We start from the raw sequence: 14,280 nt of genomic DNA, 5'->3' as shown, positions 1-14,280 counted from the left end.
GCCCGGTAACGTGGCGGGACGGTAGGGCGGGTATGCAGACGGGTAAGGAGGCGATGGTGACGGTTACTCCCGCAGGTGCGAGCCCGGTCGAGGTTCAGATGCACCGGGCCGCCCTTGTCGAGGACGCGGTGCACCAGTTCATCGAGCGCCGGTTGCGCGGGCGGGGCTGGAAGCCGTACATCACGGCCTACACCGGCTACGGCGCGCCCGGCTGGGCCCGGGTGATGGGCCGGGTGCTGCTGGCCCGCCCCGGCATGGTCCGCAAACGCCGCGAGAAGGTCCGCGGCTGGCGCAGTTTCACCACCACCCCGGCCAGCAACGCGGTGATCCGCGTCGAGGTGGGTGGCAGCGTGACCGAGGCGCGCACCGACCGCAGCGGCTACCTCGACTGCCGGGTCAAGGGTGACCTGGACCCCGGGTGGGGCTGCGCGAAACTGACCACCGAGGGCGGCGGCGCCGCTGTGGAGGCGCCGATCCGGGTGCTCGACCCGGCCGTCAAGTTCGGCGTCGTCTCCGACATCGACGACACGGTCATGGTCACCGCGCTGCCGCGCCCGCTGCTCGCCGCGTGGAACACGTTCGTCCTCGACGAGCACGCCCGGACAGCGGTGCCCGGGATGGCGGTCCTCTACGAGCGCCTGGTGAACGCCAACCCCGGTGCCCCGGTCATCTACCTGTCCACCGGCGCGTGGAACGTGGCACCGGCGCTGAGCCGGTTCCTCAGCCGCCACCTGTACCCGGCCGGCCCGATCCTGCTCACCGACTGGGGACCCACCACCGACCGCTGGTTCCGCAGTGGCCAGGAGCACAAGCGCAAGTCACTGCGCCGGCTCGCCGAGGAGTTCCCCGACGTCCGGTGGCTGCTGATCGGCGACGACGGCCAGCACGACCAGGAGATCTACTCGGAGTTCGCGCGGACCCATCCGGAGAGCGTGGCCGCCGTGGCGATCCGCCGCCTCTCGCCCACCCAGGCGGTGCTCGCGGGTGCCATCCCCGGCCCGTCGGAGACGGCCGAGGTGGTGCCGTCCGGCGGCAAGACGTGGTTCTCCGCACCGGACGGCGCCGGACTCTGGACCGTGCTGCGCGACACCGACCTGGTGTGAGCGGTCACTCCTTCTTCTCGGTAACCTCAGCGACACGCTCGTGCAACCTGCTCCGGATCTCGTCCGGTGTGTACGCCCGGCGCCGCCGCTCCGATCGGGCGATCACCGCGCCCGTCGCCGCGACTCCCGCCAGCCCCGCCAGTCCCGCTACCTTCCACCACCGCATCAGCTGAGGATAGTCACGTGGTTGCCGAACTCAGCCTCGACGAGGCGATTGACCTGACGAGAACCGGGGACATCTGGATCTTCCGGGGCCGGTCCGGCCCGGATCGCGCCATCCAGACGCTCACCAACAGCCCGGTGAACCACGTCGGGATGTCCCTGGTGATCGAGGACATGCCACCACTGATGTGGCACGCCGAACTGGGCAAGTCGTTGCCGGACATGTGGTCCGGGACCTTCCAGCGCGGTGTCCAGCTGCACGACCTGCGCGACGCGGTGACCGTCTGGGCCCGCCGTTACGGCCAGCGCGGCTGGCTGCGCCAGCTCGACCCCGGCGTGACCCGGGCGATGGAGGACAAGGCGCTCAAGACGGTGGCCCGCCTCGACGGTACGCCGTTCCCGTCCACCTCCCACCTGGCCTGGCGCTGGGTCCGCGGCCGCGTGCCGCAGATCCGCCTGCCGTGGAAGGAGGGCGAGGTCAGCGACGCCACGCTGGAGAAGGCGTACTGCGCCGAGGTGGTCGCGATCACCTATGAGGACATGGGACTGCTGCCCCGCAACCGCAAGGCCAACTGGTACGACCCGGGCCGGTTCTGGAGCGGCGACGAGCTGGAGCTGTGCGCCGGGTTCGCGCTGGGCAAGGAGATCTCGGTGTCGGTACCGGAAGCCTGACGCGACATGGCCGCGCGGCTGGTCGGCAGGGTGGCCGAAGTGGTCGCCCTGGACCGGCTGCGCGCCGACGCCACCGCCGGTACGGGCTCGGTGACACTACTGACCGGTCGGCCGCCGTTTCGCCACGCTGAGCCCGTCCGCCCATGACCTGCTCGGGACGGCGAGCGCGCTGGGCGCGGACGTCGACGTGACCGTTCTCGGACGCATCACCGCCGAGCCGGTGGAACCATTGCTGGCCGAGGCGATCGGCGCGGGGGTGCTGATCGAGGATCCGTGGGCACCGGCGCGGCTCCGCTTCGCCCACGAGCTGGTCCGCGAGTCCCGCTATGCGGAACTGGCACGCGCGGACCGGATCGCCGCGCACTCCCGGATCGCCACGGCACTCACCGGGATCGGTGCCCGGGCCGACGAGATCGCCCGGCACCGCGTCCGTGCCGCTGTGGACGACGAGTCGCGGCACACCGCCCGGAACGCCTGCGAGGCGGCGGCGCGGGCAGCCACCCGCAGCCTGGACCACAGCGCGGCTGCGAGCTGGCTGGGCCAGGCCCTCGATCTCTTCCCGGCCGACCCGTGGCTGCGCCTGGCGCGCGCCGAGGCCGTCTGCCGCGACGGCCGGCTCGGCGTCGCGGTCGCCGACTGCACCGCGATCATGGACGTGGCCGAGGCCGGGAGGCGGCCCGATCTGGCCGCGGCGGCGGCCCTGGTGGTACGCGGGTTCGGCGGTCAGGTCGCGCACACCCTGGTCCGCCTCTGCGAACGCGCCCTGGCCCTCGACGCCGCCGCACACCGGTCACTTTCGGACACCTACCCGACCGGCTCGACAGGCGTGGGCCCTCTTTCCACAGGCGTGGGCCCTCTTTCGGCAGGTGTGGGCCCTTTTTCGGCAGGTGTGGACCGGACCGGGAAACTGCCTGACGGGGTAAGGGCACAGCTGCTCGCACATCTCGCGTACCTCCTCGTGGAGATCGGGGAACACGCCCGCGCCGAACCGATCAGCCGGCAGGCGATGGCGCTCGCCGAAGGCAGCGGCGAGCCGGACGCGATCGCCGCCGCGGTGCACGCGCGGCACGAGGTGCTGGATCCGGTGCTCTCGGCCGAGGAGGTCCTCGATCTGGCGCGGCGCAGCTGCGATCTGGCCGCCGCCGGCAGCCGGGGCCAGCACACCGGAGCGCTCGAGCGTGGCGCCACCGGGACGCCGCCGAGCGGCATCACACCACCGCGATCGAGATGGAGGAGCGGATCGGTGCCGCGCCCTACGCCGCCTGCGCTCTTCTGGCGTACGCCCGGACGCTGCGCGAATCCGACCCGCGCCGGTCCCGTGATCTGGCCGGCCGGGCTCTCGCCACCGCCCGCCGGCTCGGTCTCACCGCGATCGCCGCGGCAGCCGCCGAACTCACCCGCGACGAGCTCACCGCCCGCGAACGGGAGATCGTCACGCTCGCCGCGGACGGGCTGCCCAACCGGGCGATTGCCGACCGCCTGCACATCTCCGAGCGGACCGTGGAGACCCATGTCCGCAACGCCCTGGCGAAACTCGGTGTGGCCAACCGCACCCAGCTCGCCGCGCGTCTGCGTGCCGGGTCGCCGCCGGAGTCACCGCGGGCCGGGCCATCATCGGCCGCCTGGTCCACATCAACCTGGACCTCCACGCCGTGCCGCTACCGTCACCTGTCCACCACACCACCGAAGCCTGGCCGGCCGCCGCCCAGTGACCCGGCAGGCAGGCACGCACCTCACGAACGCTTGATCACATGCGTGAGCGCCGGCCGAACTTGCCCGGCCGGCGCTCACCCACGTTATGAGTGCTTGGTCACATGCGTCAGTGCCAGCCGGCGCTTCCGCCCGGCTGAGCGAGGTCAGCGGCCGGAGCGGCGTCCGGCTCCGCGGGCGGAGAAGGCAGCCGCCCCACCGGCACCAGCGGCGGCGGGCCGCTGCTGCGGCGTGCCCGTGCGGTGTCCTGGACCGGAACCCCGCGTCGCCGCCGCAGCCGAGTCGCGGCCACCGGTGCCGCGCGCCTGACCCGAGGTCCGCCCCGAGCCCGAAGCCTGCCCGGCAGCCGCCGGCGCACCCGCACCGGAAGCAGCCCGTCCACGCCCGCGCCGCGCCGAACGCGAACGCCCGGCGCCACCGTCACCCTCCGAGCCCATCCCGGACGACCCGCCACGCGATCCCGCCGAGCCGGCACGGGAGCCCGAAGACCCGGCACGCGAGCCCGCGGAGGCCGTCCGCGAACCGGGCGAGCCGGACCGGCCACCAGCCGGCCGGGTGCCGGCGGAGGCGCTCACCGGGGCCGGAGCCACGAACGTCCGCTCGCCCGGCGCCAGCTGTGCGAGCAGCGCGTCGCCCGGACGGACCCGCTTGGTGGCCGGCCGGATGCCCGCCTTGCGCGCGAGGTCCCGTACATCTGCCTGCTGGTCGTCGGTCATGAGGGTGATCACAGTGCCGCGCGCGCCGGCCCGAGCGGTGCGGCCGGACCGGTGCAGGTAGGCCTTGTGCTCGACCGGCGGGTCCGCGTGCACCACGAGCGCCACGTCGTCGACGTGAATGCCACGGGCCGCGATGTCCGTCGCCACGAGTGTCGGGGCCGACCCGTCGGAGAACGCCGACAGGTTGCGGTTACGGGCGTTCTGCGCGAGGTTGCCGTGCAGCTCGACCGCCGGAACACCGGCCGCGATCAGCTGGCGGGTCAGCACCTTGGCGCGGCGCTTGGTACGCGTGAAGACCACCGACCGGCCCGGCGCCGCGAGCAGGTCGACGAGGACGCCGAAGCGGTCGTCGTGCTGCACGTGCAGGACGTGGTGGTCCATCTCGACCGGTGCCTGGGCGGCCGAGTCGACGTGGTGGGTGATCGGTTTGCGCATGAACCGCTGGACCAGCACGTCCACCCCGTTGTCCAGGGTGGCCGAGAAGAGCATGCGCTGCCCGTTGGCCGGGGTCTGGCCCATCAGCCGCCGCACCACCGGCAGGAAGCCGAGGTCGGCCATGTGGTCGGCCTCGTCCAGCACGGTGATCTCCACCGCGTCCAGGGCGGCGTGCCCGTTGCGGATGTGGTCGTCGAGCCGGCCGGGGCAGGCCACCAGCACGTCGACGCCCGCCTTCAGCGCCTTGATCTGCGGGTTGGCCCCGACGCCGCCGAAGACGACGAGGGTGCTCAGCCGGGCCGCCTCGGCGAGCGGGCGCAGCGTCGCCTCGATCTGGGTGGCGAGCTCGCGGGTGGGCGCCAGGATCAGCGCGCGCGGCTTGCCGGACCGGGCCGGTGTCCGGGACGCGGCCAGGCGGGCCACCAGCGGGATCACGAATGCGTAGGTCTTGCCGGACCCGGTACGGCCCCGGCCCAGGACGTCACGGCCGGACAGGGTGTCCGGCAGCGTGGCCTCCTGGATCGGGAACGGGTCGGTGATGCCGAGCCGGGTGAGTGCCGTGGTGAGGACGGCGGGCACGCCGAGCTCGGTGAAGGTCGTCATAAAGGTGGGAACTCCCAAAGGTCTAGGTCGTCCAGCCCGGCGCTGACCAGGGTTCCGGCCGCGGCGCGTGGTGGTCGATCCGAGGGCGACTCGGGAAGCCGCTCTTCGATCATTGTACCGGGCACACTCTGCAACCGCTTCGCACCCGAAGGCGAACCGTTCAGCACTCAGCGGGCCTCATCTTTTTCCTCAGTGCCGGGGACCCCCCAACCCGGCCGGGCGCTGAGGAGACCCGATGACCGGTGAAGTACCTGGAACGGACCGTCGTCGCGAGGACATCGTACGAGCGAACATGCCGCTCGTGGGCCACCTGGTACGGGAGATGCTGGCCCGGGTCCCCGCCCACGTGAACCGCGACGACCTGCTCTCCGCCGGGTACGCCGCGCTGGTGGCGGCGGCCCGCGGCTTCGACCCCGACCGTGGTGTCCCGTTCCCCCGTTTCGCCGCCGCCCGGGTGCGCGGCGCGCTGCTGGACGAGCTGCGCGGCCTCGACTGGGCCAGCCGCTCGGTACGCCAGCGGGCGCGCCGTACCGACTCGGCCCGCGAGGAGCTGACCGCCGAGCTGGGCCGGACACCCACGATCCAGGAGGTGGCGGCACGTCTCGGCTGCACGGTCGAGGACTTGGAGCACGCCGAGGACGACGTGCACCGCGCGACAGTCTTCAGCCTCCAGGGGTTCGCGACGGCGACCGCCGATGACATCGTCACCGAGCCGGGTGCCGGCCCGGAGGAGATGCTGCTGCGCCGGGAGCGGCTGGGCTACCTGCGGCACGCCGTCGACTCGCTGCCGGAGCGCCTGCGGGTGGTGGTGGAGAACTACTTCTTCGACGAGCGGCCGATGGCCCAGATCGCCGCCGAGCTGGGTGTCAGCGAGTCCCGGGTGTCGCAGCTGCGTGCCGAGGCGCTGGTCCTGCTCCGGGACGGTCTGAACACGCACCTCGATCCGGCCATGGCGGCACAGACCCCGCCGAAGGAGGGCTGCGTGGCACGGCGCCGGACCGCGTACTACGACAAGATCGCCAGCCGCGGGACCTTGCGTACCCGGCTCGCCATGACCGGCCCGGACGGCCTGCCGGTCGCCGCCTGAGGAGACCACCGGGGTGAGATGGGGCCCGCCGCGGTTCGCGGCGGGCCCCAAAACCCGGCTCCGTCAGGCGTTCGCGCAGGTCCCGGCCTTCTTCTGGGCAGCGATCGCCTTGTCCGCGCCCAGCTTGTAGAGGGCCAGGCCCTCCTTGGCGGGCTCCAGCTTCCAGGCGTCGGCCTCATAGATCATCGTGTACGACTGTGCCGCGACGAGCTGCTTCGCGATCACGATGGCCTTGTCGGTGCCCTCCATCCGGGCACTGGTGAGCTGGATCGCCAGGCCCTTCCGGGAGCAGGCCTGGTTGAGCTTGACGTAGTCGTCCTTGCTGATCGCCTGCTTGCCGGCTGTGGTGTACATCTCCCACGCCCCGGCGAAGTCCCCACCGCTGAACCGGTCGAACACCGTCTGCGCGGCGGCCTTGGCACCCTCGAGGGTCTTCTGCTCCGGTCCGCCCGCGGCAGCGGCGGCGGCGTTGCCGGCCGGCTCCTCGGCGTCGTCCGAGCAGGCAGCGGCGAAGGTGATCGTGGCGGCTCCGGCGAGGGCCAGAGAGAACAGACGTCGGTAGAGGTGGTTGGTGTCCATGTCTCGGTTAATCGGGTGTGGCGGTCCCGCGTAACGGGCCCGGCGTGTCGAGACGGATTCCAGACAGTCGCTCCGGCGGCCGTAACTCGCCGCGCCTCGGCTATTCTGGTCGTTTGCGAATCCTTCACCGCAAACACAAAAAGGCAACCATGAAATGGTTGCCAGCGCCGGAATGATAGCACGAAAAGGGGCGACTTTGTCAAGCTCGAACGCCGATGTCGATTCCGAGCAGGCGTACTTGACCGCGCTCTACCAGCGACTGGATCAATTGCGTGAGCAGGCTGACAGCCGCCTGCGCGCGATCCTCCTGGAGGCCGGCGGAACACCGCAGGGGCGGGCCCAGCGGGAGGCCACCCGCGGCCACTACGCGGAACAACTGGCGCAGTTCAACTCGGTCGAGAACGGACTCTGCTTCGGCCGCCTGGACTTCAGCGCGGCCGATGAGGTTCCCCGTTACGTCGGCCGGCTCGGCCTCTTCGCCGAGGACCGTGACCTCGACCCGCTCCTGGTGGACTGGCGCGCCCCGGCCGCCCGTCCGTTCTACCTGGCCACCGCGGTCAACCCGCACGGGGTGACCCGGCGGCGGCACCTGCGCACCCGGGGCCGGGTGCTCACCGGCGTCGACGACGAGGTCCTCGACCTGGAGGCCGGCGACGGCACCGGGCGTGAGGACGTCACCGGCGAGGCGGCGCTGCTCTCCGCGCTGACCGCCAACCGGACCGGCCGGATGCGCGACATCGTCGAGACCATCCAGACCGAGCAGGACGAGGTGATCCGTTCCGGGCTCCCCGGCGTGCTCGTCGTGCAGGGCGGTCCCGGCACCGGCAAGACCGCCGTGGCACTGCACCGCGCCGCGTACCTGCTCTACACCTACCGGGAGCAGCTGACCCGGTCGGGCGTGCTGATCCTCGGGCCGAACACCACCTTCCTGCGCTACATCTCCCAGGTCCTGCCGTCGCTCGCCGAGACCGGCGTGCTGCTCGCCACCCTGGGCGACATGTTCCCCGGCGTCCGCGCCCGGGCCGTGGAGTCGCAGGCGGCGGCCGCTCTCAAGGGCCGCCTGCACATGCTCGACGTGCTGGAGAACGCCGTCGCCGACCGGCAGACCGTGCCCGCCGACTTCGTCGAGGTCGACCACGACGGCTACCCGCTGCGCATCGAACGCTCCGTGCTGGAGGAGGCCCGGTCGGCCGCCCGCCGCTCCGGCCGTCCGCACAACGTGGCCCGGCAGATCTTCGTGACCGAGGCGATCCACGCGCTGTCGCTGCAGATCGCCGAGCGGATCGGCGCCGACCCGCTCGGCGGCGACAACCTGCTCTCCGCCGCGGACCTCGCCGAGACCCGGCGGGAGCTGCGCGAGGACATCGACGTGCAGCAGGTGCTCTTCGAGTTCTGGCCGGTGCTCACCCCGCGCCAGGTTTTGCGCGACCTGCTCAGCGACGAGGACCGTCTGGAGTCGGCGGGCCTGACCGCCCCCGAGCGGGCCCTGCTGCTGCGCGACCGCTCGGCCGGCTGGGCGCCCGCCGACGTGCCACTGCTCGACGAACTCGCCGAACTGCTGGGTGTCGACGACACCCTCAAGGTGCGTGAGCAGGCGCGGCAGCGCAAGGCCGCCATCGAGTACGCGGAAGGCGTCCTGGAGATCGTCGAGGGCTCCCGGTCGCTGGACTTCGAGGACGAGGGTGAGGGCGAGATCCTGTCGGCGACCGACGTCGTCGACGCGGGTGCCTTTGTGGAACGTCACGAGGTGATCGACACGCGTACCGCAGCCGAGCGCGCCGCCGCCGACCGCAGCTGGGTCTTCGGTCACGTGATCGTCGACGAGGCGCAGGAACTGTCCCCGATGGCCTGGCGGCTCCTCATGCGCCGCTGCCCGAGCCGGTCGATGACAGCCGTCGGCGACGTGGCCCAGACGTCCGAACTGGCCGGTACCACCACCTGGGACCAGGTCTTCGAGCCCTATGTGGCCCAGCGCTGGCGGCTGGTCGAGCTGAGCGTCAACTACCGCACACCCGCCGAGGTGATGGCGGTCGCGGCCGACGTCCTGGCCGCCGTCGACCCCGCGCTGCGCCCGCCGCGGTCGGTCCGCTCGTCCGGCGTGACGCCGTGGGCGCGCCGGGTGCGGCCGGGCGCTCTTTCCGAAGAGCTGATCGCAGACGTACGCAGGGAAGCAGCCCTGATCAACGAGGGCCGGCTCGGTGTGATCGTCCCGGAGTGCCTGGAGGAGTCGCTCGGCGCCGACCTGGTCGCGGCCGTGCCCGGCGCTGCCGTGGGTGAACAGCCCGACCTGCTCAACCACGTGGTCCTGATGACCGTGCGCCAGGCCAAGGGCCTCGAGTTCGACTCCGTCCTGGTGGTGGCCCCCGACGAGATCCTCACCGAGAGCCCCCGCGGCCTCTCCGACCTCTACGTCGCCATCACCCGGGCCACCCGCCGCCTCGGGATCCTCCACACCGCCGACCTCCCCAAGGTCCTCTCCTCCCTGGCCTGACCCCCGCCCCCTCGCCCCCGCCCGGCAACCAGCCGGCTCCCAGTGCTCCCTCACGGCGCCCGAGACGGCACTCACGCCCAGCTGGATCGCCGTGGCTGACTCCCAGTGCTCCCTCCCGGTGGTTGAGGCAGCACTGGGAGCCGGCCCGGGGAGGGGAACCGGGGCAGGGTGGGGCGTTTGAGGCTAATCGGGTGTAGCGGTCTATAAGGTTGGGCCGTGGGGAAATTTACGGTCTCGTCGGCGAGCGCTGACGACATGCGGCTGATCGCGGACTGGGCGGCGGACGAGGGCTGGCACCCCGGTGACGGTGACGAGAACGTCTTCTTCGCCACCGACCCGGCCGGCTTCCTGATCGGGAGGCTCGACGAGCATCCGATCAGCTCGATCGCGGCGATCCGGTACGGAACCGGGCACGGCTTCATCGGCCTCTACCTGACGGCGCCGGAGTACCGGGGACAGGGTTACGGATTCCAGACCTGGCAGGCTGGCATGCAACGGCTGGCCGGCCGCAACATCGGCCTTGACGGCGTGGTCGCGCAGCAGGACAACTATCGCCGGTCGGGCTTCCGGGACGCCTGGACGACAACCCGCTACAGCGGGGTGCTGGCCGGCGCGAAGACCGCTGCGGGCCTGGAGATCGTGGAGGCGGGGGAGGTCCCGTTCGGCGAGCTCGCGGCGTACGACAGGCGGTTCTTCCCGGCCGAGCGCGACGCCTTCCTCGCACTCTGGAGCGCCGGTCCGGGACGGCACGGTGTGGCGGCGATCCGTGACGATCGGGTGGCCGGCTTCGCGGTGCGGCGGCCGGCCGGTGACACCGACCGGGTCGGCCCGCTCTTCGCCGATGACGTCGGCGTGGCGGAGTCGCTGCTCGCGGCGCTCAGCACCGACTACGAGATGCCGGTGCTGATCGACGTGCCGGGGAGCAACCCGGAGGCGGCGAAGCTCGTCGAGCGGCTCGGTCTGGAGCCGTCGTTCGAGACGGCCCGGATGTACACCGGTGGGACACCGGAGGTCGATGTGTCCGGCATCTACGGGATCACCAGCCTCGAGCTCGGCTGATACCGCGTCGGTCGTACCCAAAGCTTGAAAAAGGGCTCGGCGTCAACGGACGCCGAGCCCTCTCTCGCAGGTCTTGTTACGCGGCCGGGGCCGGCTGACGCGGACCGCGGCCGAGCGGGGTGTGGCCGTGCGCGTTCGTCATGGCCAGGCGGCTGCGCATGCTGGTGTTGTTCGCGATGTTGGCGTAGTAGGTGGCGCGACGGCGCGCGGTGATGCTCTCCGGGTTCTCCGGCACCGGGGCCATGTCCGGGTTGAGGTGGGTGTTCAGGCCGTCCTTGAGCAGCGACAGCGCCTCGGCACGCAGCTGGCTGACGCGGCTCTCGGTGACGCCGAGATCGGCGGCGATGTCCGCCATCGGGCGCTCCTGGAGGAAGTACTCGTTGACGACGGTCTGCAGGCGCTCCGGCAGCGAGCCGATCGCGTGGTGCAGGTAGCCGATCTGCTCACGGCGGAGCAGCATCTCCTCGGGACCGGGGTCGCGCTCGGTGACCAGGTCGTCGGCGCTGCTGGTGGTGAAGCCCTGCAGCGACAGTACGGTGGCGCGCTGCACGTCGGTGTCGGTCTGGTGCAGGTCGGTCGTGGTGGTGCCGAGCGCCTGGGCCAGCTCCTCCGGCGTGGGGGTGCGGCCGAGCGTGGTGGTGAGCTGCTGGCGGGTGACGTCGGTGTTGCGTGCCTTCGACCGCACCGAGCGGGTGGCCCAGTCCAGCGCGCGCAGCTCGTCGAGCAGCGCGCCGCGGATGCGGGTGCCGGCGAAGCGGTGGAACGGGACGCCGCGGGCCGGGTCCCAGCCGCGGACCGCGGTGACCAGGGCGTGCAGGCCGGCGCTGGTCAGGTCGTCGCGGTGGATGTGGTTGGGGATGCGGCTGAGCATGTCCCGCACCAGGTGGCCGACGAGCGGCATGTGGGTGCGGACCATCTCTTCCTGCTCAGCGGCGGAGAGCACCGGAGTGGCGGTAGCGGTGTCGGCGGTGAGGTCGGCAGCGGTCGTCACGGTGCTTGTCATTTGGTTTCCCCCGTTTGTGTCGGCGCCCGGTGGCTGGTGGGCGTCGGCTTGACAGGGAGAACTTTCCGGTGCGCTGGGTGCACGTTCCGGTCACTGACAGTTGCGTCCGGGTTGCATGCGAACCCCGGTCTCGGCGTTGGTGATCCATCGGCGGGCGGCGGGCCCGGTTGAGGGTTCTCCTCCGGTGGTGCAGGGTGACCCGCATGGATCTCAGTGACACCGGTGGACTCGTCGCCCTGCTTGCCGGGCTGCTCATCGCGACCGGGGTGATCGGCGTGATGCTGCCGGTGCTTCCCGGCCTGCTGCTCGCCTGGTCGGGCGTGCTGCTCTGGACGCTTCTCGGCGACGGTTCGGCAGGCGTGCGGTGGGGTGTCCTGGCGGCCGCGACGGTGATCGCCGGTGCCGGTCTGGTGATCAAGTTCCTCTGGCCGGGCAAGCGGCTCAAGAACACCGGGGTTCCGACGTCGGCGCTGATGGCCGGTGGTGTGCTCGGTCTGATCGGCTTCTTCGTGGTGCCGGTGATCGGGCTGGTCCTGGGGTTCCTGCTCGGCGTCTGGCTGGTCGAGCTGAACCGGGTGGGCCAGCAGCGCGCGTGGCCGTCGACCAGGGCGGCGTTCGCCGCTGTCGGCCTGTCACTGCTGGTGGAGTTCGCGGCCGCCCTGGCGATCGCTGTGGTGTGGGTGTTCGGCCTGATCGTGGCGTAAGCGCGCGGCGCAGCGAGGCCCGGCGAGGCCCGGCCCGGGGCGCGAGCGCGAGGCGTTCAGGAGCGGCTCGCCGTGCGGGACAGGCGGCGCCGGCGGCGCTGGGTGAGCAGCAGCAGGAGGGGTGCCGCGGCCAGCACGACCGCCACCGAGAGCGCGGCAGCCACCGACAGGCCGCGCGGCGCGCCCGGCCGGGTGTTGTTGTTCCCCGCCGCCTGCGGAGCCGCGTCGGTGGCAGCGGCGTCCGGTGCTGCCTTCGCCCGCGCCACCTCCTCGGGTGTCACCAGGTTGCCGACCGACGTGCCCTTGGGCAGGGAGAAGCCCCAGTCGAGCAGCTTCGCCCCCTGCTCCCAGCCGCGCAGCGGGCGGGCCTCGGCGCCGAGAAGCGTGGCCACCAGCCGGCGGCCGCCGCGTTCGGCCCCGCCGACATAGCTGTGCCGGGCGATGGTGGTGAACCCGGTCTTGCCGCCCAGCGCACCCGGGTAGTTGTAGATCAGCTTGTTCTCGTTCTGGAACTGGAAGCCGCCGACCTTCTTCGCCTTCAGCTTCTGGGCCGGCATCTGCGCGCTGCGGGTCAGCGCGTACTTGCGGAAGTCGGCGCTGGCGAAGCAGACCTGTGCGATCAGGGCCAGGTCGTACGCGCTGGTGAATTGTCCCCTCCCGTCGAGCCCGGAGGGGGTGACGGCGTGTGTCTGGTTGGCGCCCAGCGAGGCGGCCTTGGCGTTCATCGCGGCGACGGTCTTGGGCAGGCCGTCGGTGCCGCCGCCACCGGCCATCCGGGCCAGCGCGTTCGCCGCGTCGTTGCCGGAGTTGAGAAGCAGGCCGAGCCAGAGGGTGGAGACCGGGTACTTGCCGCCGAGGACCAGGCCGACCGCGGAGCTGCCGGGTTCGATGTCCAGGTCGCCGCGGGTGACGGTCACCTGCTGCCTCGGGTCGAGCTGTTCGATGGCGGTCGCCGCCAGCAGCATCTTCTGCACGCTCGCCGGTGTCTGGTACACGTGCGGGCCGCAGGCGCCGAGCACCTCGCCGGTGTCCAGGTCGGCGACCAGCCAGGTGGTCGCGGTGAGCGCCGGTGGCCGGGGGCTGCCGTCGGGGACGACCAGGCCGTGGGTGGCGAGGGCCTCGCCGCCGACCGCCATCTGCTCCGGGTTGTCGGCGGGTGGCACCGGCCGGGGTGGTCGGCTGGGTGCGGCGACCTTCGGCCGGGGGCAGGGGATCTCCGCGGCGTGTGCCGGGGTGGCGGGCGCGGGGAGAAGGATCAGCGGAGCCAGGAGCAGCGGGGCGAGGAGCTGTGCCGCGAGGGGTCGGCGGTAGGACGTCACGGCCAGCGGGCCCCCGCCTCCAGTCGGCGATCGAGCAGCTGCCCGAGCGGCATCGGTTCACCGTCACCACCGCCCGCGCCCACGATCATCCGGGGCATGCTGGGGGAGAGGTCCGCCCCGGCGAACCGGGCGCGCAGTGATGACGGGACGGTCAGGATGTAGTACTCGCCGTCCTCGCCGACGGCGACGGAACGGTCCGATTTCAGGTACCAGCCGCGGACGGTCGTCTTGTAGGTGGATCGGCCGTCGAGCGTCTTGGCGGTCAGGGTGTGCGGCTCGAGCCCGCGCTCGGCAGCGCGGCGGACGAAGTCGTCGAGAAGCGCGCCGGCCCGGCGCGCCTCCGCGGCCCGATCGGCTTCCAGCGCCGCGCCGCGGCCGGCCGCCGCCCGCTTCTGCTGCTCCCGCCAGGCGACCCGCTCGTCCTGCATGGCGCCGACCCTAACGTGAGGACCACCCCGGCGGCCAACCGGCGTAAGGACCGCCCCGGTGGGGGACCGGTCCGGCGAGAAGACCGACTCGGCGGCCAGCCGGCTTGGTGACCAACCGGCGAGGGGCCGCCCGGCATGCGGATCGGCCCGGCGTGGGGATCGGCTCGGCGGCCAACCGGGCTTTCCCGGATTCCGGTGCTAATACCCGG

Annotated in this window: 12 protein-coding genes and 1 pseudogene; 7 read left to right on the top strand and 6 right to left on the bottom strand. The window is 72.2% G+C overall.

The features are described 5' to 3' along the window. Window positions 1-53 precede the first annotated feature (53 nt). Window positions 54-1,103, top strand: coding sequence for an App1 family protein (locus ACFQV6_RS38985; RefSeq protein ID WP_378032739.1), 1,050 nt, complete (start codon window positions 54-56; stop codon window positions 1,101-1,103). 4 nt (window positions 1,104-1,107) lie between these two features. Here the strand turns inward: ACFQV6_RS38985 and ACFQV6_RS38980 are convergent, their stop codons facing one another. Further along, window positions 1,108-1,269, bottom strand: coding sequence for a hypothetical protein (locus tag ACFQV6_RS38980; RefSeq protein ID WP_378032738.1), 162 nt, complete (start codon window positions 1,267-1,269; stop codon window positions 1,108-1,110). 17 nt (window positions 1,270-1,286) lie between these two features. Between ACFQV6_RS38980 and ACFQV6_RS38975 the strand changes: the two genes are divergently transcribed. Further along, complete coding sequence (locus ACFQV6_RS38975; RefSeq protein ID WP_378032737.1) at window positions 1,287-1,937, top strand: hypothetical protein; 651 nt, start codon at window positions 1,287-1,289, stop codon at window positions 1,935-1,937. A gap of 1,227 nt (window positions 1,938-3,164) precedes the next feature. After that, window positions 3,165-3,440 (top strand): annotated as a pseudogene (locus ACFQV6_RS38970) (LuxR C-terminal-related transcriptional regulator); the annotation flags it as partial. A 353-nt stretch (window positions 3,441-3,793) separates the two neighbouring features. On the opposite strand, the gene ACFQV6_RS38965 reads toward ACFQV6_RS38970, so the two are convergent. Beyond that, window positions 3,794-5,401 (bottom strand): DEAD/DEAH box helicase, encoded by a 1,608-nt coding sequence (locus ACFQV6_RS38965; protein ID WP_378032736.1) that lies wholly within the window; start codon window positions 5,399-5,401, stop codon window positions 3,794-3,796. Window positions 5,402-5,636: 235 nt separating this feature from the next. Between ACFQV6_RS38965 and ACFQV6_RS38960 the strand changes: the two genes are divergently transcribed. After that, window positions 5,637-6,488: a sigma-70 family RNA polymerase sigma factor gene (locus ACFQV6_RS38960; protein WP_378032735.1), complete on the top strand. Its 852-nt coding sequence runs from the start codon at window positions 5,637-5,639 to the stop codon at window positions 6,486-6,488. Between the two features lie 63 nt (window positions 6,489-6,551). Here the strand turns inward: ACFQV6_RS38960 and ACFQV6_RS38955 are convergent, their stop codons facing one another. After that, window positions 6,552-7,067, bottom strand: a complete 516-nt coding sequence (locus tag ACFQV6_RS38955) for a hypothetical protein (RefSeq protein ID WP_378032734.1) — start codon at window positions 7,065-7,067, stop codon at window positions 6,552-6,554. Between the two features lie 172 nt (window positions 7,068-7,239). Between ACFQV6_RS38955 and ACFQV6_RS38950 the strand changes: the two genes are divergently transcribed. Both ACFQV6_RS38950 and ACFQV6_RS38945 read left to right on the top strand, forming a co-directional pair. After that, window positions 7,240-9,558, top strand: coding sequence for a HelD family protein (locus ACFQV6_RS38950; protein ID WP_378032733.1), 2,319 nt, complete (start codon window positions 7,240-7,242; stop codon window positions 9,556-9,558). 216 nt (window positions 9,559-9,774) lie between these two features. Then, window positions 9,775-10,617, top strand: a complete 843-nt coding sequence (locus ACFQV6_RS38945; protein WP_378032732.1) for a GNAT family N-acetyltransferase — start codon at window positions 9,775-9,777, stop codon at window positions 10,615-10,617. A gap of 76 nt (window positions 10,618-10,693) precedes the next feature. Here ACFQV6_RS38945 and ACFQV6_RS38940 read toward each other — a convergent pair whose 3' ends face one another. Next, entirely contained in the window at window positions 10,694-11,620 is a 927-nt protein-coding gene (locus ACFQV6_RS38940; protein WP_378032731.1) for a sigma-70 family RNA polymerase sigma factor, read from the bottom strand. 203 nt (window positions 11,621-11,823) lie between these two features. Between ACFQV6_RS38940 and ACFQV6_RS38935 the strand changes: the two genes are divergently transcribed. Further along, complete coding sequence (locus tag ACFQV6_RS38935; RefSeq protein ID WP_378032730.1) at window positions 11,824-12,324, top strand: DUF456 domain-containing protein; 501 nt, start codon at window positions 11,824-11,826, stop codon at window positions 12,322-12,324. Window positions 12,325-12,380: 56 nt separating this feature from the next. Here ACFQV6_RS38935 and ACFQV6_RS38930 read toward each other — a convergent pair whose 3' ends face one another. Next, complete coding sequence (locus ACFQV6_RS38930; RefSeq protein ID WP_378032729.1) at window positions 12,381-13,643, bottom strand: D-alanyl-D-alanine carboxypeptidase family protein; 1,263 nt, start codon at window positions 13,641-13,643, stop codon at window positions 12,381-12,383. After that, window positions 13,640-14,071, bottom strand: a complete 432-nt coding sequence (locus tag ACFQV6_RS38925; protein WP_378032728.1) for a hypothetical protein — start codon at window positions 14,069-14,071, stop codon at window positions 13,640-13,642. Before ACFQV6_RS38925 ends, ACFQV6_RS38930 begins: the two co-directional genes overlap by 4 nt. Window positions 14,072-14,280 lie beyond the last annotated feature (209 nt).

Origin of the sequence: Actinoplanes sp. GCM10030250, from assembly GCF_042666575.1 — a bacterium.
Lineage (GTDB): Bacteria > Actinomycetota > Actinomycetes > Mycobacteriales > Micromonosporaceae > Actinoplanes.
The sequence above is the reverse complement of the archived record's forward strand: the minus strand, read 5'-3'. Positions and strand labels throughout refer to the sequence as shown.

Excerpts from the sequence above, each read along its gene's own strand:
- ACFQV6_RS38985 (WP_378032739.1), top strand. The coding sequence starts at position 54 with ATGGTGACGGTTACTCCCGCAGGTGCGAGCCCGGTCGAGGTTCAGATG.
- ACFQV6_RS38980 (WP_378032738.1), bottom strand. The coding sequence starts at position 1,269 with ATGCGGTGGTGGAAGGTAGCGGGACTGGCGGGGCTGGCGGGAGTCGCG.
- ACFQV6_RS38965 (WP_378032736.1), bottom strand. The coding sequence starts at position 5,401 with ATGACGACCTTCACCGAGCTCGGCGTGCCCGCCGTCCTCACCACGGCA.
- ACFQV6_RS38960 (WP_378032735.1), top strand. The coding sequence starts at position 5,637 with ATGACCGGTGAAGTACCTGGAACGGACCGTCGTCGCGAGGACATCGTA.
- ACFQV6_RS38955 (WP_378032734.1), bottom strand. The coding sequence starts at position 7,067 with ATGGACACCAACCACCTCTACCGACGTCTGTTCTCTCTGGCCCTCGCC.
- ACFQV6_RS38950 (WP_378032733.1), top strand. The coding sequence starts at position 7,240 with ATGATAGCACGAAAAGGGGCGACTTTGTCAAGCTCGAACGCCGATGTC.
- ACFQV6_RS38940 (WP_378032731.1), bottom strand. The coding sequence starts at position 11,620 with ATGACAAGCACCGTGACGACCGCTGCCGACCTCACCGCCGACACCGCT.
- ACFQV6_RS38935 (WP_378032730.1), top strand. The coding sequence starts at position 11,824 with ATGGATCTCAGTGACACCGGTGGACTCGTCGCCCTGCTTGCCGGGCTG.
- ACFQV6_RS38925 (WP_378032728.1), bottom strand. The coding sequence starts at position 14,071 with ATGCAGGACGAGCGGGTCGCCTGGCGGGAGCAGCAGAAGCGGGCGGCG.